General features: G+C 71.4%; 20 protein-coding genes, 2 tRNA genes, 1 rRNA gene and 1 pseudogene. 6 read left to right on the top strand and 18 right to left on the bottom strand.

Annotation, left to right across the window (positions count from 1 at the left end; translation table 11 throughout):
• Positions 1-62, bottom strand: a 16S ribosomal RNA gene (locus ACFPYL_RS19430); the annotation flags it as partial.
• 508 nt (positions 63-570) lie between these two features.
• Positions 571-1,842 (bottom strand): tyrosine--tRNA ligase, encoded by a 1,272-nt coding sequence (gene tyrS / locus ACFPYL_RS19435; RefSeq protein WP_379158176.1) that lies wholly within the window; start codon positions 1,840-1,842, stop codon positions 571-573.
• Positions 1,843-1,925: 83 nt separating this feature from the next.
• On the opposite strand from tyrS, the gene ACFPYL_RS19440 reads away from it, so the two are divergent.
• From ACFPYL_RS19440 to ACFPYL_RS19450, 3 genes are read left to right on the top strand one after another with little or no spacing between them, the layout of a single operon-like run.
• The gene (locus ACFPYL_RS19440) at positions 1,926-3,332 is read left to right on the top strand and encodes a serine/threonine-protein kinase (protein WP_379158179.1); all 1,407 of its coding nucleotides are present in this window, start codon (positions 1,926-1,928) and stop codon (positions 3,330-3,332) included.
• A gap of 34 nt (positions 3,333-3,366) precedes the next feature.
• The gene (locus ACFPYL_RS19445) at positions 3,367-6,570 is read left to right on the top strand and encodes a response regulator (protein WP_379158182.1); all 3,204 of its coding nucleotides are present in this window, start codon (positions 3,367-3,369) and stop codon (positions 6,568-6,570) included.
• 48 nt (positions 6,571-6,618) lie between these two features.
• Positions 6,619-6,828 carry a hypothetical protein gene (locus ACFPYL_RS19450; protein ID WP_379158185.1) on the top strand — a complete coding sequence of 70 codons (210 nt, stop codon included), beginning with the start codon at positions 6,619-6,621 and terminating at the stop codon, positions 6,826-6,828.
• A gap of 3 nt (positions 6,829-6,831) precedes the next feature.
• Here the strand turns inward: ACFPYL_RS19450 and ACFPYL_RS19455 are convergent, their stop codons facing one another.
• The 6 genes from ACFPYL_RS19455 to ACFPYL_RS19480 form a co-directional block, all read right to left on the bottom strand.
• Entirely contained in the window at positions 6,832-7,047 is a 216-nt protein-coding gene (locus ACFPYL_RS19455; RefSeq protein ID WP_379158188.1) for a DUF3099 domain-containing protein, read from the bottom strand.
• Between the two features lie 204 nt (positions 7,048-7,251).
• Positions 7,252-7,325 (bottom strand) — tRNA-Ile (locus ACFPYL_RS19460).
• 48 nt (positions 7,326-7,373) lie between these two features.
• Positions 7,374-8,318, bottom strand: coding sequence for a diacylglycerol/lipid kinase family protein (locus ACFPYL_RS19465; RefSeq protein WP_379158191.1), 945 nt, complete (start codon positions 8,316-8,318; stop codon positions 7,374-7,376).
• Positions 8,319-8,332: 14 nt separating this feature from the next.
• Positions 8,333-9,130: a DUF1206 domain-containing protein gene (locus ACFPYL_RS19470; RefSeq protein WP_379158194.1), complete on the bottom strand. Its 798-nt coding sequence runs from the start codon at positions 9,128-9,130 to the stop codon at positions 8,333-8,335.
• 23 nt (positions 9,131-9,153) lie between these two features.
• A complete protein-coding gene (locus tag ACFPYL_RS19475) occupies positions 9,154-9,900 on the bottom strand; it encodes a phosphatase PAP2 family protein (protein WP_379158196.1) in 747 nt (248 codons plus the stop codon).
• Positions 9,875-10,597 (bottom strand): phosphatase PAP2 family protein, encoded by a 723-nt coding sequence (locus tag ACFPYL_RS19480; protein WP_379158199.1) that lies wholly within the window; start codon positions 10,595-10,597, stop codon positions 9,875-9,877. The genes ACFPYL_RS19475 and ACFPYL_RS19480 overlap by 26 nt, the downstream gene beginning before the upstream one ends.
• A 78-nt stretch (positions 10,598-10,675) precedes the next feature.
• Between ACFPYL_RS19480 and ACFPYL_RS19485 the strand changes: the two genes are divergently transcribed.
• On the top strand, positions 10,676-12,409 hold the full coding sequence (locus ACFPYL_RS19485) for a phospholipase D family protein (protein ID WP_379158202.1): 1,734 nt from the start codon (positions 10,676-10,678) through the stop codon (positions 12,407-12,409).
• 2 nt (positions 12,410-12,411) lie between these two features.
• A pseudogene (locus tag ACFPYL_RS19490) lies at positions 12,412-13,266 on the top strand (PPK2 family polyphosphate kinase); the annotation flags it as partial.
• Between the two features lie 248 nt (positions 13,267-13,514).
• Here ACFPYL_RS19490 and ACFPYL_RS19495 read toward each other — a convergent pair.
• The 7 genes from ACFPYL_RS19495 to ACFPYL_RS19525 form a co-directional block, all read right to left on the bottom strand.
• Complete coding sequence (locus ACFPYL_RS19495; RefSeq protein WP_379158205.1) at positions 13,515-14,336, bottom strand: DUF72 domain-containing protein; 822 nt, start codon at positions 14,334-14,336, stop codon at positions 13,515-13,517.
• A 6-nt stretch (positions 14,337-14,342) separates the two neighbouring features.
• Positions 14,343-14,714, bottom strand: a complete 372-nt coding sequence (locus tag ACFPYL_RS19500) for a hypothetical protein (RefSeq protein WP_379158208.1) — start codon at positions 14,712-14,714, stop codon at positions 14,343-14,345.
• A gap of 89 nt (positions 14,715-14,803) precedes the next feature.
• Positions 14,804-14,879 (bottom strand) — tRNA-Asn (locus ACFPYL_RS19505).
• A 55-nt stretch (positions 14,880-14,934) separates the two neighbouring features.
• The gene (locus ACFPYL_RS19510; protein ID WP_379158211.1) at positions 14,935-15,438 is read right to left on the bottom strand and encodes a hypothetical protein; all 504 of its coding nucleotides are present in this window, start codon (positions 15,436-15,438) and stop codon (positions 14,935-14,937) included.
• 10 nt (positions 15,439-15,448) lie between these two features.
• Entirely contained in the window at positions 15,449-17,317 is a 1,869-nt protein-coding gene (gene dnaG / locus ACFPYL_RS19515; protein WP_379158213.1) for a DNA primase, read from the bottom strand.
• A gap of 21 nt (positions 17,318-17,338) precedes the next feature.
• Positions 17,339-18,253: a 2-hydroxyacid dehydrogenase gene (locus ACFPYL_RS19520; protein WP_379158216.1), complete on the bottom strand. Its 915-nt coding sequence runs from the start codon at positions 18,251-18,253 to the stop codon at positions 17,339-17,341.
• 22 nt (positions 18,254-18,275) lie between these two features.
• Positions 18,276-18,752, bottom strand: coding sequence for a helix-turn-helix domain-containing protein (locus ACFPYL_RS19525; protein ID WP_379158219.1), 477 nt, complete (start codon positions 18,750-18,752; stop codon positions 18,276-18,278).
• Positions 18,753-18,808: 56 nt separating this feature from the next.
• On the opposite strand from ACFPYL_RS19525, the gene ACFPYL_RS19530 reads away from it, so the two are divergent.
• Positions 18,809-19,651, top strand: a complete 843-nt coding sequence (locus tag ACFPYL_RS19530; protein ID WP_379158221.1) for a S41 family peptidase — start codon at positions 18,809-18,811, stop codon at positions 19,649-19,651.
• Here ACFPYL_RS19530 and ACFPYL_RS19535 read toward each other — a convergent pair.
• From ACFPYL_RS19535 to dusB, 3 genes are all read right to left on the bottom strand, one after another.
• Positions 19,626-20,840: a deoxyguanosinetriphosphate triphosphohydrolase gene (locus tag ACFPYL_RS19535; RefSeq protein ID WP_379158224.1), complete on the bottom strand. Its 1,215-nt coding sequence runs from the start codon at positions 20,838-20,840 to the stop codon at positions 19,626-19,628. The genes ACFPYL_RS19530 and ACFPYL_RS19535 overlap by 26 nt on opposite strands.
• A gap of 23 nt (positions 20,841-20,863) precedes the next feature.
• The gene (locus ACFPYL_RS19540; protein ID WP_379158227.1) at positions 20,864-21,727 is read right to left on the bottom strand and encodes a mucin-2 protein; all 864 of its coding nucleotides are present in this window, start codon (positions 21,725-21,727) and stop codon (positions 20,864-20,866) included.
• A gap of 142 nt (positions 21,728-21,869) precedes the next feature.
• On the bottom strand, positions 21,870-22,997 hold the full coding sequence (gene dusB / locus ACFPYL_RS19545) for a tRNA dihydrouridine synthase DusB (protein WP_379158230.1): 1,128 nt from the start codon (positions 22,995-22,997) through the stop codon (positions 21,870-21,872).
• Between the last annotated feature and the right edge of the window lie 86 nt (positions 22,998-23,083).

A 23,083-nucleotide genomic window follows, 5' to 3' on the forward strand; every position in this document is an offset into this window, starting at 1 on the left:
ACTTGCATGTGTTAAGCACGCCGCCAGCGTTCGTCCTGAGCCAGGATCAAACTCTCCGTTGAAAACAAAAAGTAACCCCGACAAAAAACGAAACTGACAAGTTGTCAGAATCATCGTTCATCAAAGAAATCCGTCACCACATCCACAGCCCCGAAGGACCGAAGACACAGAAGACGGGATACAAACTAATTCGTCGACTATGACACACTGTTGAGTTCTCAAACATCAGCTGCATTCCGGTAGAACGGCTTTCGGCCGGCCCGTCCGGGGCAGTGGTTTAAACTTAGCGGATTGTTTTCCCCCGGTGCAAATCCGGGCTTTTCCGCCTCATCTGCGTCCACGCACACAACAATCTCGCCAGTTTTGGAGGGCTTCAGCTGAAGCGCGCTTCGCCACCGGAAAGGTGAGTGAGTGGTGCAGATGTCCGCCGGGGCCGGAGGCCCGACCTGACCGGTCTTGCCTCCCGCCGCTCCCTGGCGACTCGGAGAACATTAGGGGACGTCGCGCGGTAGTTCAAATCGAGCAAACGTGACGGCGCGCACATCCACGTTTGCGCAGGTCAGAGGCCCTTCAGCGGACTTCGACGCCCGCGAAGCTCTTCTTCCCGCGGCGCAGCACCAGCCAGCTCCCGCCGATCAGGTCGTCCGCTCCGGGTACCTGGTCGGGGTCCTCGACGCGCGCGTTGTTCAGGTAGGCCCCGCCCTCGGACACCGTGCGCCGCGCCTCGCCCTTGCTCTTCGCCAGTCCGGTCGCAACGAGGAGCTCGACGACGCTCGGCATCGGGAGATCGCCGTCGACGGTGGCCGAGCCGGCCTCGCGCAGCGCCGCACCCAGGGTCGCGGTGCTCAGGGTCGACAGGTCTCCCCCGCCGAACAGGGCGGCCGAGGCCGCCTTGATGCGCTCGGTCTCCTCAGCGCCGTGCACGATCGAGGTGACCTGCTCGGCCAGCGCGCGCTGTCCGGCGCGCAGGAACGGCTTCTCGGCGTGCTGCGCCTCGAGCTCCTCGATCTCGGCGCGGGTGAGGAAGGTGAAGATGCGCAGCAGCTCACCGACCTTCTCGTCCTCGACGTTGAGCCAGAACTGGTAGAAGGCGTACGGCGACATCATGTCCGGGTCGAGCCAGAGCGCGCCGCCCTCGGTCTTGCCGTACTTGGTGCCGTCGCTCTTCGTCACGAGCGGCGTCGCGAAGGCGTGCGCCTTGCCACCGTCGGAACGGCGGATCAGCTCGACGCCGCCGGTGAGGTTGCCCCACTGGTCGGAGCCGCCGAACTGGAGCGTCACGCCGTGGTCGCGGTAGAGGTTGAGGAAGTCCATCGACTGGAGCAGCACATAGCTGAACTCCGTGTAGCTGATGCCCGCCTCGAGCCGGCTCTTCACGACGTCGCGGGCCAGCATCCGGTTGACCGGGAAGTGCTTGCCGATGTCGCGCAGGAAGTCGATCGTCGAGAGGCTGGCGGTCCAGTCGTAGTTGTTGACCATCGTGGCGGCGTTGTCGCCCTCGAAGGACAGGTACGGCTCGATCTGGCGGCGTACGCGCTCCACCCAGTCCTTGACGGTGTCGAGCGTGTTGAGGGTCCGCTCCCCCGAGTCGCGTGGGTCGCCGATCATCCCGGTCGCACCGCCGACGAGGGCGTACGGCGTGTGACCGGCGTCCTGGAGACGTCGCGCCGTGAGGATCTGCACGAGGTTGCCCATGTGCAGGCTCGGGGCGGTGGGGTCGAAGCCCACGTAGAACCGCACGCTCCCGGCGGACAGCGCCTCGCGCAGTGCGTCGAGGTCCGTCGAGTGGGCGATCAGGCCGCGCCACTCGAGGTCGTCGAGGAGGGTGGAATCGACGGTCACAGGGAACCTTTCCGGTCGGAACGTGCGGGTCAAGCGTGCCATGGGGTCATCTGACTACGCTCGTGGGTTGGAAGGGGAGATCGTTGATCGCTGGTAGGTACACGCTCGAACGCGAGATCGGGCGCGGAGGGATGGGCGCCGTCTGGCTCGGCCAGGACGAGGTCCTGGGTCGCGAGGTCGCGCTCAAGCGCGTGGGCTTCGGGCCGGGCAACGACGACCTCGACCTCGACCGCGCGGAGCGTGAGGCCCGCCTGGCGGCACGGCTCAACCACCCCCACGTCGTGGCCGTCTACGACCTGGTCACCGAGGGCGCCGACCGCTGGCTGGTGATGGAGCACGTCGCCGGGACGACCTTGGCCGAGCTGGTCCGGCGCGACGGGGCGCTCACGCCCGACCAGGCGGCACCCCTGCTCCGGCAGGCGGCCGACGCGCTCGCCGCGGCTCATGCGGCCGGGATCGTGCACCGCGACGTGAAGCCCTCGAACATCCTGGTCACGCCCGACGGCCAGGTGAAGCTCTCCGACTTCGGCATCGCCCGCGCGCAGGCGGACGCCTCGCTCACCCAGACGGGCCTGGTGACCGGGTCGCCGGCCTACCTGGCCCCCGAGGTGGCCTCGGGCCAGCAGGCGACGGCGGCCAGCGACGTGTGGTCGCTCGGCGCGACGACGTTCCACGCGCTCGCCGGGCGCCCGCCGTACGACGTCGGCGAGAACCTGCTGGGGGCGCTCTACCGGATCGTGCACGAGGAGCCGCCGCGGCTCGGCCCCGCAGCGGGCTGGCTCGCGCCGATGCTGCTGGCGACGATGGCCCAGGAGGGCGAGGACCGCTGGTCGATGGCGGACGTGCGTGACTTCCTCGCGGGCGGACCGTCCGCACCGTTACCGGCCCCGCTCCCGCGTGCCGTGCCCATCGGCGTACCAGCTGTGGCGGCCGCCGACGCGAGCTCGACCCAGGTGATGTCGACGGCGGTGCCGCCGGTCCCCGCGCCGGCGCCGACGCCACCCCCGACCCGGCGCCGCAGCGCGGCGCTCCCGCTCGTGGTGCTCGGCGTCGTCGGGGTGGTCGTCGTCGTGATCGCCTGGATCCTGGGCTCCGACGACGACCCCGGCTCCGAGGCCGATCCACAGACGACGCCGAGCACGTCTGCTCCCGCGTCATCACCGCCGCCGTCGACCGAATCGGCCGTGACCGCCGACGGCATGGAGAACTTCATCGAGGACTACCTGGCCACGGTGACGACCGACCCGAAGAGCTCGTGGACGATGCTCACGCCGGACTTCCAGGACGCGAGCGGCGGGTTCGGGCAGTACAAGAAGTTCTGGGGCGGCTACCAGACCGCCGACCTCATCTCGGCCGACCCCGATCCCGACGCGATGACGATCAGCTACACGGTCGAGTACCTGCACAACGACGGCAGCAAGTCGCGCGACGACGTGACCCTCCAGCTCCAGGGCACCGACGGCAACTTCCTGATCGCGGGCGAGAGCTGACCGCTGCCCCCTATCGTTGGGGCGGGAGGGTTCGATGGAGCTGGCGGCGCTGTACCGGGACATCGTCGAGCGGTCGCCAGATGCGTTCTGGGTGTGCGACCTCGACGGTCGGACCATCTATGCCAACGCGGCGATGTGCGAGCTGTACGGCGCCACTGCGGAGGAGATGGCCGACGTCACGGTCTACGACTCGCTCGACGAGCCTGGACGCGTCCAGTTCAGCGAGCACCTCGACGTCCTCAAGCGCGAGGGCGGCAACGGGGAGGACGTCGACGTCCTCTTCTGGCGTCGCGACGGGACCTCGCTCTGGGTGATCGTCAGCGAGCGCGAGCTGCGCGGGCCGGACGGCGAGATCGTCGGCTTCACGCACCGGATCAGCGACTACAGCGGTCGCCGGCGCGCGCTCGACGAGCTCCGCGAGAGCCGCGAGCAGCTGGCCGAGGCGCACCGGATCGCCCGGCTGGGCAGCTGGCAGTGGGACGTGACGACCGACGAGATCTACGCCTCCGCCGAGCTGTGCGCGCTCTACGGGCTGGACCCGGACTCGTTCCCGGCGACCTACGCCAACTTCCTCGAGATCGTCCACCCGGACGACCGGAGGCTGGTGGACGAGGCGGTGGGTGGCGCGCGCGAGCTGCCCTCGGAGTTCGTCTTCGTGGTCCGCGTGCAGGGCGAGAGCGGCTGGGTGTGGACGCGCGGTCGCGGGGTCTCGACCGCGGACGCGACCGGTCGCGTGGTGGCGATGTCCGGCACCCACCAGGACATCACCGAGACGAAGCTCGCGGACCTGGCGCTCGAGGACCAGGTGCGGCAGAACGCGCTGATGCAGGCGGTCGCGATCGCGGCCAACGAGGCGAGCACGCTCACCGAGGTGCTCGGCCAGGCGCAGCACCTCGTGCTCCTGCACGACGACTGGGAGCGCGGCCGGGCCTTCGTCCCCGACGAGGACGGTGCGGGCGTCGTACCGCTGCACCTCACCGGCGCGGACCGCGACGCCGACCTCGCGACCCCCGACGAGTCAGCGATGGAGCTCGAGCTCGCCAACCGCGCGTTCCGCGAGCACCGGTCGTTGTGGAGCAACTCGCGCCTCACCCTCGCGGTCCCGGTCTCGGTCGGGGACGAGGTGGAGGCGGTCGTGACGATCACGTCGGCTCCCCCGCTCTACCGCTTCGACATGATCCAGGCGATGGTCGAGCAGGTCGCCGTCGAGCTCGGCCGGGTCGCCGCGCGCGAGCACGCGGAGCGCGCGCTCGCCGATGCGCGGGACGCGGCGATGGAGGCGTCCCGGCAGAAGTCGGAGTTCCTGGCCACGATGAGCCACGAGATCCGCACCCCCTTGAACGGCGTGATCGGGCTCAACGACCTGCTGCTGCGCGGTGACCTGAGCGCCGACCAGCTCCGGCTCGCCACCGGCGTGCAGGTCGCGAGCCGGGCGCTGCTGGGGATCATCAACGACGTCCTCGACTTCTCGAAGATCGAGGCCGGCAAGCTGGAGCTCGAGCGTCTCGACTTCGAGGTGCGGGCAGTCTTCGACCAGGTCGCGAGCATGCTCGGCGAGGCCGCGCGGACCAAGGGCCTCGAGCTGATCGTCGCGTGCCACCCGGACGTGCCCGAGGTGCTGTGCGGTGACCCGACGCGGCTCGCCCAGGTGCTCACGAACCTCGGCTCGAACGCCGTGAAGTTCACCGAGCACGGCGAGGTCTTCATCCGCGCCACCGCCACCCCGGGTGCCGACGGCGGGACGGTGCTCCACGTGAGCGTCACCGACACCGGCGTCGGGATCGTCGACGGCGACGTGGAGACGCTCTTCGAGGCCTTCACCCAGGCCGATGCGTCGACCACGCGCCGGTTCGGCGGCACCGGGCTCGGCCTGGCGATCTCGCGGGAGATCGTCGAGGCGCTCGGCGGCGAGATCGGCCTGCGACCCAACCCCGGGGGCGGCACGGTCTTCTGGTTCACCGCCCAGCTGGGTGCGCCGCTCGGTGACGGCGTCGACCTCGACGACGAGTACGCCCGCAGGTGGCTCGCCGACCGGCACGTGCTGGTCGTCGACGACAACGACAACAACCGCCTGATCCTCGCCGAGCAGCTCGCCCGGTGGCGGGTGCGCTCGTCCAGCGTGGCCGGCGCCGAGGAGGCCGAGGCCGCCGTCGCCGGGGCACGGGCCGCAGGCGACCCGGTCGATGCCGTCCTGCTCGACATGTCGATGCCGGGACGGGACGGGTTCGACCTGGCGCGCGCCCTGCACGCCGACGCCGCAAACGCCGACGTGCGGCTGGTGATGCTCACCTCGTCCGGCCCGCCGACCCCCGAGGAGCTCGACGAGGCAGGCATCGTGGCGTGCCTGACGAAGCCCACGCTGGCCGGTGAGCTGCGCACGACGATGCTGCGTGAGATCGCCCACCGCGACCCGCGACCGGACGGCGTACCCCGGCGGACGGCCGAGCCGACGATCACGCACCGGGTGCTCGTCGTCGAGGACAACCCGGTCAACCAGATGGTCGCGGTCGGCCTGCTGCGGGCGCTCGGGTACGCCGCCACCACCGCCGACGACGGGCTGGTGGCGGTGCAGGAGATGCGCGCCGGCGGCTACGACGCCGTCCTGATGGACGTGCAGATGCCGCGGATGGACGGGTACGCCGCGACCCGGGCGATCCGCGCCGAGGAGACCGTCCACGTGCCGGTGATCGCGATGACGGCGGCGGCGGTCGAGGGCGAGCGGGAGCGCTGCCTCGCCGCGGGGATGGACGACTTCCTCACCAAGCCGGTGGACCCGAGCGCGCTGGCGAGCGTCCTCGAGCGATGGCTGGGAGGCGAGAGCGTCGCTCCACGCCGTACGCTGCGGAGCGTGTCTGAGAACGGTGCCTACTCCCCCATCGACGGTCTGGCGACCGACCGGCTCGACGAGCTGCGCGACCTCGACCCCGACAACACGGCCTACCTCGACCGGGCGATCGGCAACTTCGTCAACAACACGCCGGGCACGCTGGAGGCGATCCGGCAGGCCATCGCGGACGCGGACGCCCCCGTCCTCAAGCAGGTGTCGCACAAGCTGGCCGGCGGAGCGCTGAACCTCGGCGTCACCGCCGCGGGCCGCACCGCCCAGCTGATCGAGCTCGTCGCGGACACCGGGTCGACCGAGGGTGCGGTCGAGCTCACCGACCAGCTCGAGCGCGACCTCGAGGCGGGTCGGACCGCCCTGCTGGCCTACCAGGCGACGTACTCGACGAGCTCCTGACGCCCGCCCCCGAGGTTCGGCCCGGTCCGTGCCGGGTACGGAAGGGTCATGAAGACCATCATCGGGCTCGTCGTCCTCGTCTGGCTCGCCATCGGTGTGCTCGCTGCCGTGCAGCGCGGCTACTTCGGTGACGACCGGGACGTCAGCTGCAAGTCGACCGGCGACACGGCCCTGACCATCGTCGCCGGACCGCTGAACTACTTCGGGGCGAACCCGAAGGTCGACTGCGAGGTCAACGTCCCGCAGCCCTCGAAGTAGGTCTCAGCGCTCCTCGTCGCCCGCCGACGGTGCCGACTCGTCGAGCGCACCCTGGTTGCCCACGAAGGCGGCGACCGGCGGGATCAGCGCCGCCACGACGCTCATCACGATCGCGGCGGTCGTGGACCAGAGGCGCACGACGTTCCACGCCAGGAGGATGAGCACCACGCAGGTGCCCATCAGCCAGAAGTAGGCGCGGTGCCGGCGGCGGCGTTCCATCCCTCGACGCTAGCCCGTCGGCCCAGCCGACTGGACCGCACCCGCAAGAACTCCTCAACGGCCCTCGGGCGCCGTACCGGCCTCCGTACGGTCTTTGACGGCCCGCTGGTGACCCGAGACTCCAGCGGGCCGACACCTTGGGGGGTGCCAGACGGCCCGCTGGACCACGGAACTCCGGCGGGCCGTCCGCACGTCCACGGTCGGTGGGGCGGGTGGGGCTCGAACCCACGACCCAAGGATTATGAGTCCTCTGCTCTAACCGACTGAGCTACCGCCCCAGGTGCTCGCACACCCTACTGACGGCAGGCCGGTGATCTCGACCGGGATCAGCCGTCCGCGGCGACGCGGACGACCAGAGAGCTCGGCTGCAGCACGAAGCGGATCGTGGACGCCTCGGTGAGCACGTCACCGTCCACCTCGCAGAGCTGGGGCGGGTCGACCGCAAGGGTCACGTCGACGCCGGCGGAGCGTTCGAGCGCCGGGCCGTCGTCGCGGTTGGCCAGCACGCGGGCGGCCACCCCGATCCACTGCGTCAGGCTCTCCGGGCTGACGGTGGCGACGTCGAGACGCCCGTCGTCGAAGAGCGCGTCCGGGAGCAGCACCATGCCGCCGGTCAGCTCACCGCAGTTGCCTACGACGACCGTGCGAGCCTTCTGCGCTCCGGTCGGCTCGCCGTCGACGACCAGGTCGACGGAGAACGGCGGATCGGTCAGGTGCTGGCCGCCGCTGGCGACGTACGCCGCCCAGCCGACCTTGTCCTTCACCCCCTCCGGGGCGTCGGCCATCATCTGGGCGTCGAAGCCGACGCCGGCCATGACCGTGAAGCAGTGCACGTTGTCGGCGGCCGACGGGATCCCCTCGAGCTGGTCGCTCGTGGGATCCAGCACCAGCCAGCCGACGTCGATGCGCTGGTCGCGCCCGGTGAACGCCGTGCGCGCGGCGTCCTCCATCGCGTCGACTCCCCCGCCGACGTTGCGCGCCAGCAGGTTGCCGGTGCCGCCGGGCAGCAGCCCGAGCGGGACGTCGGTGCCGACGAGCTCCTGGGCGACGGCGCGCACGGTGCCGTCCCCGCCGAGCGCGCACACGAGGTCGGCACCCTCTTCGACCGCGGACCGGGTCTGCCCGAAGCCGGGGTCGTCCTCGGTGGTCTCGACGAACCGCGGCTCGGGCACGCCGGCCGCACGGGCGGCCTCGGCCAGCGAGTCGCGGACGTCGTCGAGATCCACCTTGGTCGGGTTGACGACGACGATGATCTTGGAGTCCTGCGTCACGACAGCTCCTGCCCTCAGACCCGCGCGTAGCGGGCGCGGGCGAACGAGTAGACGCCGTACGCCGCGAGGCCGAGGGCGATGCCGACGAGGATCACCGGGCCGGCGGGCAGGTCACGCAAGGACTTGAGGCCACCGTCGAGACCAGTGGTCTTGCCGATGTGCTGCTGGATGGCGGCGGCGACGAAGAGGACGCCGACCGCGACGAGCGCGATGCCCTTGCCGATGTAGCCGACCCTGGCCGCCACGACCGCCCAGTGGCCGGGGTGCTCCTGGAAATCGTCGAGGAACTTCTTCTTCCAGCCCTTGTAGACGTGGTAGAGCGCCACGCCGATGATCGCGACGCCGACGGCGCCGACCAGGACGCGCCCCGCGGGCGCCTCCATCAGGGTGCGGGTGAAGTCCTTGGTCTGCTTGTTGCTGGAGGTGCGCCCGCCGAGGGCGAACACGTAACCCGTGTAGGCGAGCGCGGCGTACATGACCGCCTTGCCGCCGGCTTTGGCCTTGTCGAAGGCCTCCCGGGCGGTGAAGAGCTCGGTGACCTGCCACAGCGCCAAGAGGGTGAACCCGATCGCCAGCACCCAGAGGAGGAACATCCCGAACGGCTGCCGGGCGACGGTGGCCAGCGCGCCGGACTGGCTCGCCTGACCGCCCGACCCGGTCGCGATCTGCACGGTCAGCCAGGCGAGCACGAGGTGCAGGACCCCGCTGGCGGCGTAGCCGAGGCGAGCGCCCCACTCGATGACCGGGTGGTCCCCGGCCTTGCTCGCAGCTCCCTTGGCGGCCGTGGTCGCCCGGTCCACGTGCGTGGACATGCCTTGCTGAGTCATGGTCTCCCTCACGTCTCCGTCCCCGCAGGGATGCTTACCCTGCGCTCCGCGTCGTCATGCCTGCGCGCGGCCGGGTCGCGCCGCAGCCAGCCCCAGGCCAGGACGCACGCGAGCAGCCCGTTGAGCATCGCCACGATCACGTCGCTGAGGTGGTGCATGCCCCGGTAGAGCCGGGCCGAGCCCACGCAGAACGGGACCGCCAGGCAGACCGTCACGACGACCGCGCGCAGCGCGGGATGCTTGATCCGCAGCGCCATCAGCGCGAGCGTGAAGTAGAGGCCGGTCGCCGCTCCCGTGTGCCCGCTGGGGAAGCTGGAGGTCGGCGGGGAGTCGTCGAGCTTCTCGACGTCGGGCCGCTCGCGGTCGATGAGCAGCGTGGTGAAGAAGAACACCAGCGCCTGCGCGGAGATGGCGATCAACGGGACCACCGCGAACCACCACTGCTTGGTGCGCCACCACACGATCGCGACGACGACCACGCAGACACCGATGATGCTGACGGTCGCGCCGGTCCAGGAGAAGAAGAGCGTGACGTCGTTCAGGAGCGACGTGCGCCCGGAGGCCAGCCACTTGTTGAACCGCTCCTCCCTGATGCCGAGGTCCTTCAGCGGTCCGTCGGCGATCGACCAGCCGATCGCCAGGACGACCAGCCACCACACGGTCATCGGGAGGAGCACGCGGAGCGCGAGGTCGCGCCCGGCCTCCTTCAGCGTCGGGCGGGACTGGTCGTCATCCCACCGGGTGAGGAACGTCATCGCTGCTCTCCTTCGAGGTCGCGGGGGTGGACGGTGGGCTCCAGCCGACGTAGCCGGCGTACGACGCGACGACGAGCCCGCACCCGAGGAGCACGCCGGCCGTCACGTCGGAGAGGTAGTGGGCGCCCATGAGGAGCCGGTCGACGCAGGTGACCAGCACCCAGAGCACGCCGACGGCGAGCAGCACGCGGCGAGCGGTGACGCCGAGCACGGGACGCAGCAGGAGGAGGACGACCGTCACGACGATTGCGTTGTTCGCGGCGTGACCGGAGGGGAACGAGTAGCCGTGGTGCACGGCGAACGGGTCCTCGATCGCGGGGCGGGCCCGCTGCACCAGCAGCTTGAGCGCCACGGCGACCAGCCAGCCGGTCGCCATCGTCGCGAGCGCCCACATCGCTCGGGTGCGCAGGTGGAACCGGAACCACGCGAGCAGGCAGAGCGGGACGCCGACCACGGCGTACATGACCCATGGCTGGCTGATCAGCTCCCATGCCTGGGCGAGCGAGAGGAGCTCGTCGTGGGAGCGGGTGAGGTCCGTGGCCGCCACGCTGACCCGCTGGTCGAGGTCGGCGAGCGGGTCGAACTTCGTCCTCACCAGGAACGCGAGGACGGCGAGGGGTACGGCGACGGCCACGGCGTACACGACGGCGCGCGTGAGCCGTCGCAGCCGCGTCGGGTGCCCCTCCATGCCTCCCATGCATCGCATCCTGCGCAGCGCGGGGCCGACGCAAACCCGGCAGGTTTGCCGGACCTCCCGTGGAGCAGACTCTGCGCCGTGGACGTGAGGGAGTGGCTCCTCGAGAGCCGGGAGAGGGAGAACCCGCACACCGCGATCGATGCGGTGCGCGGTGACGGGACGGCGTGGAGCACGGGCAACAGCGTGCGTGCGCTCGTCCACGGTCGTGACTACTTCGCCGAGCTCTACGACCGCATCAGCGCTCTGGGGCCTGGCGATCGTCTCTACTTCGCCGACTGGGAGGGCGACCCGGACCAGCAGCTCACCGACGACCCGCGCGCGACGCTCGACAACACGCTCGTCGACGCCGTACGGCGCGGGGTCGACGTCCGGGGCCTGTTGTGGCGCTCGCACTGGCACCGGCTCGGCTACAGCGCCGACCGGCACCGGCAGCTCGGTGACGCGATCGGCGACGCGGGCGGGCAGTGCCTGCGCGACATGCGGGTGCGCACCCGCGGCGCCCACCACCAGAAGTTCGTCGTGATCAGGCACGCCGACGACCCGGCCCGCGACATCGCCTACGTCGGCGGCATCGACCTCTGCAACGGACGACGGGACGACGCCAAGCACCAGGGCGACCGCCAGGCGGTCGACATGGCGCGCGCGTACGGACCGACTCCCGCCTGGCACGACGTCCAGGTCGCGATCCAGGGGCCGGCGGTCCACGACGTCGAGACGACCTTCCGGGAGCGCTGGGAGGACAGCACGCCGTTGACGGTCAACCCGGGCCGGCTGCTCTCGAGCCTGGTCCATCGGGAGGACCTCAGCCCCGAGCCCCTCGGGCCGCAGTCCCCTCCCCCGCCACCGCGGGCCGGCGGTCACGAGACGGTCCAGGTGATCCGCACCTTCCCGGTCATCTACCCGAAGTCCTTCGATTTCGCTCCGCACGGTGAGCGGTCGGTGATGCTCGGCAACGCCAAGGCGATCGCCAACGCCGAGCGCCTGGTGTACGTCGAGGACCAGTACCTCTGGTCCGAGGAGGTCGGCGAGCACTTCGCCGGCGCGCTGCGTGCCAGGCCGGACCTGCGGCTGGTGGTCGTGCTGCCGATGGTCCCCGACCGTGAAGGCACGGCCGTCGAGGTGCCGCAGCTCTACGGTCGCGCGCTGGCGATGCGCAAGATCCTCGAGGCGGGCGGCGACCGGGTCGCCGTCTTCGGCCTCACCAACGAGAGCGGGCTGCCGGTCTACGTGCACTCCAAGACCTGTGTGATCGACCAGCGCTGGGCCAGCGTCGGCTCGGACAACCTCAACCGCCGGTCGTGGACCAGCGACAGCGAGATCGCCTGCACCGTCGTCGACGACCGTGGTGACCTCGACGAACCCGCACCCGCGGACTCCTTCCCCCGGGTCCTGCTGCGCACCCTGGTCGCCGAGCACCTCGGCTGCGAGCCCGACCAGGTGCCTGAGGACCCGCACGAGCTCTTCGACGCGATGGTCGCCTCCGCCGACGCGCTCGACCGCTGGTACGACGGCGTGGGCCTCGACACGCTGACCGGCGTACGCGGGCGGATCGCGGGCAAGCGTCCGCGCCGACCGGTTCCGGTGCCGAAGTCCCTCAGCCGCAGCGTGCCCGGTCACGACCGGCGTCGGCGCCGGGTGAGCGAGCAGGCGGCGGCGTTCGCCGCAGCTCCACACGAGCACCAGCGGCCGCCGGGGCAGCTGCGCCGCCTCTCGACCCCGGAGCTGACCCGCGCCCAGCTGCTCTGGGCGCCCCGTCTCTACGACGTCCTGTTCGACCCCGACGGACGTCCGCGCCCCGGAGAGAGGACCTGAGGATGAGCACGAAGGCCAACGGCGCCTGGGAGGACGACCCCCGCGACGCGCTGCGCGCCGAGGAGGGCTTCGACCTCGGGGACATGGAGCGCGACGCCACCCCCGGCTGGGGGTCCGGCAAGAAGTCTGCGAAGAAGCACGGCCGAGCACGCGGGGAGCTGCTCAGCGAGCTGCAGGAGCGGCTCTTCGCGGAGGGGCGCACGGGCGGCAGCCGGTCGTTGCTGGTGGTCGTCCAGGGCCTCGACACCGCCGGCAAGGGCGGCGTCGCCCGGCACGTGATGAGCAAGGTGGACCCGCAGGGCGTGGCCCTGCGCTCCTTCGGCGCACCCACCCCGGAGGAGCAGGAGCACCACTTCCTGTGGCGCATCAAGGAGCAGCTCCCGAAGCCGGGCCTGATCGGGGTCTTCGACCGCTCGCACTACGAGGACGTCCTCATCGCCCGGGTCGACGGGCTCGTGCCGCCCGAGGTCTGGGAGAAGCGGTACGACGAGATCAACGACTTCGAGGCCGAGCTCGTGGCCAGCGGCACCACGGTGCTCAAGTTCGGCCTGATGGTCAGCCACGACGAGCAGGGGCAGCGACTGATGAAGCGCCTCGACCGACCCGACAAGCGCTGGAAGTACAGCACCAACGACCTGCCGACCCGGCGCAAGTGGGACGACTACCAGGAGGCCTACGCCGACGTGTTCCGGCGTACGTCGACCGAGGTCGCGCCCTGGTACGTCGTGCCTGCGGACCACAAGTGGTACAGCCGGCTCGCGATCACCGAGATCCTCACCCAGACGCTCGTGGAGATGGACCCGGAGTGGCCGTCGGTGCGCTGGGACCCCGAGGTGCAGCGACGCCAGCTCGCCGAGACCATGAGCACCGCCGCGCTGCGCGCGTCGCTCAAGGACACCAAGCGCCAGGTGAAGAAGGCCGTCCTCGACGACCGCGAGGTGCGCGAGGAGGCGGCCGAGGCGAGCACGGTCGGTGCGGGCGACGACCCGCTCGCCGACGCCGAGGCGGACGCCCGGGAGGCGGAGGCCGTGGCGACGGCCGCCGCGGCGATGCTGGACCTGCAGCGGACCCGGAAGCAGAAGGCGGAGCTGCTGGCCGAGCGCTCCTAGCCGAGCCGGTCGATCAGCGCCTCGGCGTCGTGCGGGGCGAAGCCCTTCGCGTCGTTGTCGAAGTAGACGACGACGTCGGCGCCGGCTGACCAGCGCCGGATCTTGTCGGCCCATGCGTCGAGCGCAGCCTCGGAGTAGCCGCTCGTGTAGAGCTCCTGGTCGCCGTGCAGGCGGACGTAGACGAGGTCGCTGGTGACCGCCTCCGCGTGCGGCCAGCGACCGGCCGAGTCGGCGACGACGGTGGCGACGTCGTGCTCCCTCAGCAGCGCGAACGCCTCGTCGGCGCAGAAGCTCTCGTGACGGAACTCCAGGGCGTGCCTGATCGGTCGGTCAGCGAGGCCGCGTGGCGCTCGGGTCAACGACCGGCCCTCGGGCAGCTTGGCGTCGTGATGACGGGCCAGGGCCGCCGCCTCCCCGACCGTGCGGGGCAGCAGCCGGAAGAAGCCGGCCATCCGGTCGGCGTCGTACGCGAGGTCGGCGGGCAGCTGCCAGAGCACCGGACCGAGCTTGGCGCGGAGCGCCAGCACACCGGACCCGAAGAAGTTGGCGAGCGGCGTCTCGACGTCGCGCAGCCGCTTCATGTGCGTGACGAACCGGCCGCCCTTCACGGCGAACAGGAAGTCGTCCGGGGTCTGGTCGTGCCAGGTCTCGTACGACGACGGCCGCTGCAGCGAGTAGAACGACCCGTTGATCTCGACGGACCCGAGGCGCTCCGCGGCGTACGCGAGCTCGGCCCGATGAGGCAGGCCTCGCGGGTAGAAGTCGCCCCGCCAGCCGGCATAGGTCCAGCCCGAGATGCCGACCCGGACCTCGCCCACGGCTGCCTACGAGCGGGCCCGCGCCGTGTCGATCGCGAGCGCCAGCGCGTTGAGGCCGGCCCAGCCGAGCGTGACCGCAAGGACCTTGCGGCGTACGTCGGCATCCTCGGTCTGGGTGGAGAGCAGGGCGGCGTCGCCGAGGTCCATGGCGATGCGCAGCATCATCGCGGCTCGGACCGTCTTGTCGGAGCGCCCGAGGATGCCGAGGCTGCTGATGGCGAGGTCGCGGACGCCGTACGTCCTGGCGAGCAGCTCGAGACCCTCCTGGTGCTTGCGGTCCGCCTGCAGCGCCTGCCAGAGGTGACCCGGCTGGGCAAGGGCGTAGCCGCCGTACGCGGCAGTGGCGACCGACAGGGCACGGCTCAGCGAGTAGCTCATGGGCCGGCGGTACCCGGCCGGCGACCGGATCACGCGGGTCGGGGTACGACGAAGGGCCCGTCTCGCGATGAGACGGGCCCTTCGTGTGCTGGCTCCCCCGGTTGGACTCGAACCAACAACCCTCCGGTTAACAGCCGAATGCTCTGCCAGTTGAGCTACAGGGGATCGGTGCAGCCCGCACAGATTAGCAATCGGTCGCCACAACGAAAAATTGAGGTGGTCAGTCGACGCCGACGTCTGCGCGGGCGGCCTCGAGGGCCTCGGTCGCCGCCGCCTGGACGGCGGGATCGGCGGGGTCGACGCCCTCGTCGTACTCGTAGATCCACTGCACCGGGTGCTGGCCGTTGGGCGCGCGGCGGGCGATGACGCGGACGCCGCGGCGACCGGAGACAGCGACGTGGCGCTGGAGGACGATGCTGGCGGTGACGCGCTCGCGGACCAGCTGGAGCAGCAGCCCCGGCTCCTCCAGGGTCAGCAGGTGCTCCGGTCGCTGCTCGCCCCAGGAGCCGACCTCGACCACGCGCAGCGTCGAGGAGTCCTGGTCCCAGTCGGCCGACTGCACGTCCTCCCACGGGATCCGGACGGTCTCCTCGAGCGCGCCGCTCCCGAGAGGGCGGACGACGTACAGGGCGTCGCGCGACCCGCCGATGCGCCCCTCCGCAGCCGCGGCGTGCGCCAGCAGCTTCTCACCCCGCTCGACGCGGACCGCTGGCCTCCACTTCATGACAGCCACTTCACGACGGCGGCCCGGCGAGCCGGTCGCGCAGGGCCCGGCGGTGCGCCTCGAGGGCGGCGAGCTCGCCGAACATCTTGTTGAACCCCTCCGGCTGCTCGACCGGGTTGGTGCGCTGGAGCTTGGACTTGATCGCCGCGATCCGGCGCGCGGTGGTGAGCTCCATCAGGCGGATCACGTGCTCGGCGACGTACGCCGCGTCCGGCTCCTTCTTGAGCGGCTCGACGGCCAGTGCCCCGATCGTCGAGGAGACCTCGGGGTCGGTCGCCGCGTCGCGCAGCTTCGTGCCCCACCCCGGGTCGCCCGCGCCGGCACCCGGGCCGCCGGCGGCGGCGACCAGCTCCCAGACGGCGCGGTACGTCGGGTGCGTGAAGTCGTTGGGGCCGATCTCAGAGGTCGACCGACCGATCGTCATCGGGTGCTGGACCACGAGCTTGAGCGTCTCGCGCTCGAGCGCGAACCGTGGGTCGCGCAGGTCGGGCACGTTGCTGCGCGGCGGCGGGGTCGCCGTCGTGGCCGCGGGCTCCTGGCCCGGACGGCGGTTTGCGGCCCGGCGCACCTCGGCGCGGGCCTCGTCGATGTCGATGCCGATCATCCCGGCGATCTCGCGGGCGAAGGCGTCGACCTTCGACTTGTCGCGGATGCTGGAGACGAGGCGGGCGCTCTCGCGCAGCGCGTCGACGCGACCGTCGGCGCGGTCGAGGTCGTACTTGCCCACGATGTTGGACAGCACGAAGCGGTAGAGCGGCACCCGCCGGGCGACCAGCTCGCGGACCGCGGCGTCGCCCTTCTTGATGCGTACGTCGCACGGGTCCAGGCCGTCGGGCTCGACGGCGACGTAGGTCTGGGAGACGAAGTTCTGGTCGCCGCTGAACGCCCGGATCGCGGCCTTCTGGCCGGCGGCGTCACCGTCGAAGGTGAAGATCACCTCGCCGCGGAACTCCTCGTGGTCGTTGAGGAAGCGTCGCAGCACGCGGGCGTGGTCGTCGCCGAAGGCGGTGCCGCAGGTGGCGATCGCCGTGCCGACCCCGGAGAGGTGGCAGGCCATCACGTCGGTGTAGCCCTCGACGATCACGGCCTGCGAGGACCGGGCGATCTCGCGGCGGGCGAGGTCGAGCCCGTAGAGCACCTGGCTCTTCTTGTAGATCCGGGTCTCGGGGGTGTTGAGGTACTTCGCCTCGATGCGGTCGTCGTCGAAGATCCGCCGCGCGCCGAAGCCGATGGTGTCGCCCGGGGCGTCGCGGATCGGCCAGAGCAGCCGGCCGCGGAAGCGGTCGTACGCCGAGCGACCGATCGCCACCAGGCCCGCCTCGACGGTCTCCTCCTGGGTGTAGCCGCGGCCACGCAGGTGCTTGAAGAGCGCCTCCCCCTCACGGGGCGCGAAGCCGATGCCGAAGGTCGCCGCGGCCTCCTGGTCGAAGCCGCGCTCGGCCAGGAACTGGCGCGCGACCAGGGCGTCCGGTGTCGCGAGCTGCTCGGCGTAGAACTCCTGGGCGACCTTGTTGGCCTCGATGAGGCGCTGCCGCGGCGGGCCCTTGGGGCGCTGCTCCTCGCGGGCGTCACCCTCCTCGCGCCGCAGCTGGACGCCGTACTTGTCGGCGAGGCGCTCGACCGTCTCGGTGAAGGTGAGGCCGTCGATCTTCATCAGGAAGCTGATGACGTCGCCGCTCTCGTTGCAGCCGAAGCAGTGGTAGAAGCCACGGGCCGGGGTGACGTGGAACGACGGGGACTTCTCGTCGTGGAAGGGGCAGAGCCCCTTCTGGGAGCCGCCGCCGGCGTTCTTCAGCGTGACGTACTGCGACACCACGTCGTCGATGCGCGCCTTCTCGCGCACCTCGGCGATGTCGTCGTCGCGAATCCGGCCGGCCACGTGGCGGAGTCTACGGTCAGCTCAGTAGTCGCCGGACATGACGTTCACCAGCTGCTCGCCGGCCGCGTAGCGGTGCAGCTGGTCGCGCACCAGGCGGTGGGCCCGGGGCCACATCGCGCTGCTCGCGCCCCCGACGTGCGGCGAGACCAGGAGGCCGGGCGCGTCCCACATCGGGTGGTCCGCGGGCACCGGTTCCGGGTCGACGACATCGACGGCGGCCCGCAACCGCTGGGTACTCAGCTCGGCGAGCAGCGCGTCGTTGTCGACGACCGGCCCGCGGGCGACGTTGACGAGCAGGGCGCCGTCCGGCATCGCGGCGAGGAAGGCCGCGTCGACCAGGCCCCGGGTCTCGTCGGTGAGGGGGACGACGAGCACGACGACGTCGGCGTCGGGGAGGAGCCGCGGCAGCTCGGTGATCGCGTGAACGCCGTCGCGGGCGCTGCGGGCGACCCGGGTCACCTCCACCTCGAAGGGCAGCAGGCGGCGCTCGATCGCCTCGCCGATCGCGCCGTACCCGACCAGCAGCACGCGCTTGTCGGCGAGCGCGGGGCGCCAGCCCGGTCGCCACTCGTGCCGGTCCTGGGCGCGCACCCAGTCGGGGATGCCGCGCAGGCTCGACAGGATCAGGGTGAGCGCCAGCTCCGCGGTCGAGGTGTCGTGGATACCGCGGCCGTTGCAGAGCGTGACGCCGTCGGGGACTGCCGACCGGACGTTGTCGACGCCGGCGGTCAGCGTCTGCACGACCTCGAGGCTCGGCATCTGCGCCAGCACGTCCGCGACCTTCGGTCCGACCATGTACGGCGGCACGTAGAACCGCACGTCGCCCACGCTGTCCGGCACCTCGCGGGTCGGGTCGACGACCTCGTAGCGGAGGCCTGCCGGCGGGTCGCCCAGCAGGGAGGGTTCGAACGGCAGCCAGACGAGTCGCTCGGTCACGCTCGGAGCCTAGTGGCGGGAGTCAGCGCCGGTAGACGCTGACCAGGACGCCGTACGACGCCTCGCGCTCCCCCGCCGGCTCGAGCTCCTGGACGACCCGCTCGAGGTGGCGGCTGAGTGCCTCGGCCTGGCGCCGGGTGAGGCGGAGGGTGCGGTGGTTGACGAGGGGCTCCTTGGCCGCGTCGACCTCCTCGGCGATGGTCGCGAACATCGCCCGGGTCGCGTCGGTGCCGTCGGGCAGCCGGAGCCGCGGCACCGCGGTGACGTAGTACTGCTCCGTCCCGCCGCGCACCGTGCGGGTGCGACTGGGCGCCAGCAACCCGGCCGCGACCAGGACCTTCACGTGGTGCGCGACGTTGCCCTTGTTGGTGGCCAGGCGGTGGGTGAGCTGGCTGACGGTCGCCCCGTCGGTGCCGACCTCCCGCCAGATCCGGTGCCGCATCGGGTGCTCGAAGGCGCGCAGCTGGGCGGTCGTGGCTACGGGGATCGGGTCGGTCACGGATCAAGCGTCAAGAGAAGTAGACGCTTGTGTCAAGGTCCGGCTGGACTGCTCCCATGAACATCTCACTCGTGCAGGACCTGGTCCGCACCCACTACGTCTTCCCCGACACCGCCGAGCAGATCGTGACGGCGCTCGCGACCGTCGACCTCGAGGGCGACTCCGAGAGCGACGCCGCCGCGCTGACGACGGCCCTGCAGTCGGTGAACGGCGACCGGCACCTGCGGGTGCGCCACTACGCGGACGGCGTACCGCCCGACCAGGACGAGGCGGAGGTGACCGCCTGGCTCGCCGAGATGGCGCTGGTGCAGGGCCCCGGGATCTGCGAGGTACGCCGCCTGGAGGACAACACCGGCCTGCTGGTCGTCGGCCCGGTCATCCTGTCGCCGGAGCACCTCGCCCCGGCCGCCGCTGCTGCTTTCACGCTGCTGCGGGGAGCGGCTCGGCTGGTGATCGACCTCCGTGGGTGCGTCGGCGGGGTGCCGGAGTCGGTGGCGCTGCTCGTCAGCCACCTCACCGGGGACGAGGCGGTGCACCTGCAGGACCTGGTCCACCGCGACGGCACCGTCACCTCGTCGTGGACCACCCCGTCGGTGTCCCCGAAGGTCCCGTCGGACGTCCCTGTCACCGTGCTCACCAGCGCGCGGACCTTCAGCGGCGGGGAGGAGCTCGCCTACGACCTGCAGTCGCTCGGCCGGGCGCGGGTCGTCGGCGAGACGACCGGCGGCGGCGCGCACCCCCGCGAGGCCTTCGACCTCACCACCCACCTCCAGCTGCACGTGCCGATCGCCCGGTCCGTCAACGCGGTGACGGGCACCAACTGGGAGGGCGTCGGCGTCGTGCCCGACGTCGCCTGCCCCGCCGAGGACGCACTCAGCAGAGCCGTCGGTGCCAGGTGACCGCGCTCTGGTCGGTCAGCGACGCGACCTGGTCGAGCACGACCCGCAATCGCGCCGCGTCGTCGGGAGCGTCGGCCCAGTCGTCGGCGAACGGCCGGTCCAGCGCGTCCGGGCCACGCGTGACCAGGGTCTCGACGAGCTCCCGCAGCAGCTCGCGCTGCCGCTCCATGAGCGCGATCCGGTCGTCGGTGCGCATCACGTAGTGGGCGGCGATCCCCTTGAGGACCGCCATCTCGAGGCGCGCCTGGTCAGGAACGAGCAGGTCGGCGGCGTACCGCACGAACGGGCCGTCGCTCGCGGCGAAGGTCGCGTGCTGGACGGCGCCGCAGAACCGGCCGATCAGGTCGCTGGTCAGGTTCTTGAGCGCCGCGAGCGAGCGGCGGCTCCCGTCGTACGGCGCGCTCGGCCAGCTGCCCACCTCGCGCAGCCCGGCGAGGGTGGCGTCGAGGACATCGTCGTCGGCGCCGGGGAGGTACCAGTCGCGCACGACCTGCCAGACCGCGCCGGTGTCGAGGGCCGTCAGGTCGACCCGGCCGGCGACGATGCCGTCCTCGACGTCGTGCACGGAGTAGGCGACGTCGTCGGCGAGATCCATCACCTGCGCCTCGAGGCACTTCCGGGTGCCGACGGCACCTCGGCGCATCCAGTCGAAGACCGGGAGGTCGTCGTCGTAGACGCCGAACTTGCCGTCCGCGCCGGCGTCGGTGACCCGCCATGGGTACTTGGTGCAGGCGTCCAGCGTCGCCCGGGTCAGGTTGAGCCCGGCTCCGTCGGTCTTGGCCTCGAGGCGGGTCAGCAGCCGCAGGGTCTGGGCGTTGCCCTCGAACCCGCCGCACGCCCGGGCGACCTCGGCGAGCACCCGCTCGCCGTTGTGGCCGAACGGCGGGTGACCGAGGTCGTGCGCGAGCGCGGCGGTCTCGGCGATGTCGGGCTGGCTGCCCAGCGCCCGCGACAGGTCGCGCGCCACCTGGGCGACCTCGAGGCTGTGGGTCAGCCGGTTGCGCACGAAGTCGTCGCTCTGCGGGCCGACCACCTGGGTCTTGGCAGCGAGCCGGCGCGACGCCGCCGCGTGGACGACGCGGGCCCGGTCGCGCTCGAACGGCGTACGGACCGGAGCGTCCACCCGCTTGGGTGGCTCCTCGACGATCCGCTCGCGCGCGGCGTCGTCGTACCCGTCGTGGTCAGTCATCGCACGCCGAGCCTAGAGGTAGGTCAGTACGTCGAGACGTGCACGTGGTCGTAGTGGTTGGCCGTGGCCGAACCGCGCGACGGGAAGGTCCGCCACCCCTCGCTCGCCCGGACCGGGGTCCAGATCTGCTGGCGCCAGAGGATGTCGTAGAGCTTCAGCTCGGAGGCGTGCGCCTTGAGGAAGTCGGAGATCGCGTTGCCGAGCGTCACGTCGCTGGTCATGATGTCCAGCGCCCGGCCCGAGGAGTGCTCGCCGTGCGCGTCCCAGCCGCCGTACGACGTGATCTGCGGGAAGGCGTGGCACACGGAGCGGTAGACGTAGACGGCGTTGCTGGTCAGGCCGTTCTCGACGCTCGGGTCGGGGCAGGGCGCCATGGAGAGCCCGGCGGCCGCGGTGACCGGCTTCTCGTCGGAGAGGTAGCCGTCGGTGACCCAGCGGGACTCGCCGTCGATGACGACCTCGACGCGGCCGTCGGCCTTGCGGCCGGTGACGAGGACCCGCTTGCCGGCGTCGATCTCACCGTCCTGCTTGGCGTCCTTGCCGGAACCCGCCCAGAGGTTGAGGTCGGTCGTCGTCCAGAGCCGGGTGTCCGCCGTACGGATCGCCGAGCGGGTCGCGACGAGGCGCTGGTTGCGCTGGTAGGCCTTCTGGAGCTCCACCCGCTCGAGGCGGGCGTCGGCCCGGGAGACCGTGTCGCGCGAGGTCGTCACGCTGGAGATGTCGGCCGCGTCCTTGGCCAGCAGGCTGCCCGTGGTGGCGGGGTTGCTGGCCAGCACGCCGAGGGTCACCGCGGAGGCCGTCGCCACCAGGGCGATGGGCGCGGCCACGGTGGCGGCGCGGGGCTTGCGGCGGGCATCGGTGTCCCGCTTGTGGCGATGCTCTGCCACAGCGCTGATCCTTAGCTGTTGTCGTCCAGGGCGTGTTGCCGGACCGCCGGGGGAAGGTCACGAAACGGCAACGACGGTCGAGTCAACCACAGGCCTACCGACCTCGTGGAATCTTCAAACGGTTCGTGCGGGGTATTTCAGGTCACCCGCCGGTGGTCTCGTTCGCGTCCTCGTGGAGGTGCGAGCCCGCGCCGTCGGTGTCGTCGTACCAGCCCTCGGGTACGACCACGCGGTCGCGCGGCGAGCCCTGGCGGCCGCGTGGGGCGCCCAGCTCGGAGACCGGGAAGGGCTCCGCGGGGTCCAGCTCGGCGAGCAGCCGGTCGAGGTCGGCGAGCGTGTTGACGAGGCCGAGCGAGCGACGCATCTCGCCGCCGGCCGCGAAGCCCTTGAGGTACCAGGTGACGTGCTTGCGGAACTCCTTGCAGCCCCGCTCCTCCCCCATGTGCTGGCACAGCAGCTCCGCGTGGCGGCGCATCATCGCGGTCACCTCGCCGAGCGTGGGAAGGGTGGCGACCTGCTCGCCGGAGAACGCCGCGGCGAGGTCGCGGAAGATCCACGGCCGTCCCAGGCAGCCGCGCCCGACCACGACGCCTGCGGCGCCGGTCTGCTCGACCATGCGGAGCGCGTCGGCGGCCTCCCAGATGTCGCCGTTGCCGAGCACCGGGATGTCGACGTGGTCGACGAGCGCCGCGATGGCCTCCCAGTCGGCGGTGCCCGAGTAGGCCTGGGCGACGGTGCGGCCGTGCAGCGCGATCGCGGCGGCGCCGCTCTCCTGCGCGATCCGGCCGGCGTCCAGGTAGGTCAGGTGGTCGTCGTCGATGCCCTTGCGGGTCTTCATCGTCACCGGCACGTCGTACGGCGTGGCCGCGGCGACGGCGTGCTCGAGGATCTCGGCGAGCAGCCCGCGCTTCCACGGCAGCGCCCCGCCGCCGCCCTTGCGGGTCACCTTGGGGACCGGGCAGCCGAAGTTGAGGTCGATGTGTGCGACGCCGTACTCCGCGCAGAGGATCTCGGCCGCCTTGCCGACGTAGACCGGGTCGGTGCCGTAGAGCTGCACCGAGCGGGTGGTCTCGAGCTCGTCGAACACGAGCATGTCGCGGGTGTGCTGGTCGCCCTCGACCAGGCCGCGACTGGTGATCATCTCGCAGACGTAGAGGCCCGCGCCCTGCTCGGCACACAGCCGCCGGTAGGCCGCGTTGGTGATGCCGGCCATCGGCGCGAGCACGACGGGGACGTCGACCGTCAGCGAGCCGAGGGTGAGCGAGGACATGCGGCCATTGTCCGTGGAGGGCGCAGACCTGCCCAAATCGCTCGGTAGTGGTGGTTTCGAGGCTCGCTCCGCTCGCACCTCAACCA

This window comes from Nocardioides hankookensis, assembly GCF_042658885.1.
Taxonomy (GTDB): domain Bacteria; phylum Actinomycetota; class Actinomycetes; order Propionibacteriales; family Nocardioidaceae; genus Nocardioides; species Nocardioides hankookensis.

Excerpts from the sequence above, each read along its gene's own strand:
- ACFPYL_RS19510 (WP_379158211.1), bottom strand. The coding sequence starts at position 15,438 with ATGAAGTGGAGGCCAGCGGTCCGCGTCGAGCGGGGTGAGAAGCTGCTG.
- ACFPYL_RS19480 (WP_379158199.1), bottom strand. The coding sequence starts at position 10,597 with ATGGGAGGCATGGAGGGGCACCCGACGCGGCTGCGACGGCTCACGCGC.
- ACFPYL_RS19530 (WP_379158221.1), top strand. The coding sequence starts at position 18,809 with ATGAACATCTCACTCGTGCAGGACCTGGTCCGCACCCACTACGTCTTC.
- ACFPYL_RS19445 (WP_379158182.1), top strand. The coding sequence starts at position 3,367 with ATGGAGCTGGCGGCGCTGTACCGGGACATCGTCGAGCGGTCGCCAGAT.
- ACFPYL_RS19455 (WP_379158188.1), bottom strand. The coding sequence starts at position 7,047 with ATGGAACGCCGCCGCCGGCACCGCGCCTACTTCTGGCTGATGGGCACC.
- ACFPYL_RS19475 (WP_379158196.1), bottom strand. The coding sequence starts at position 9,900 with ATGACGTTCCTCACCCGGTGGGATGACGACCAGTCCCGCCCGACGCTG.
- ACFPYL_RS19450 (WP_379158185.1), top strand. The coding sequence starts at position 6,619 with ATGAAGACCATCATCGGGCTCGTCGTCCTCGTCTGGCTCGCCATCGGT.
- ACFPYL_RS19535 (WP_379158224.1), bottom strand. The coding sequence starts at position 20,840 with ATGACTGACCACGACGGGTACGACGACGCCGCGCGCGAGCGGATCGTC.
- ACFPYL_RS19500 (WP_379158208.1), bottom strand. The coding sequence starts at position 14,714 with ATGAGCTACTCGCTGAGCCGTGCCCTGTCGGTCGCCACTGCCGCGTAC.
- dusB (WP_379158230.1), bottom strand. The coding sequence starts at position 22,997 with ATGTCCTCGCTCACCCTCGGCTCGCTGACGGTCGACGTCCCCGTCGTG.
- ACFPYL_RS19470 (WP_379158194.1), bottom strand. The coding sequence starts at position 9,130 with ATGTCCACGCACGTGGACCGGGCGACCACGGCCGCCAAGGGAGCTGCG.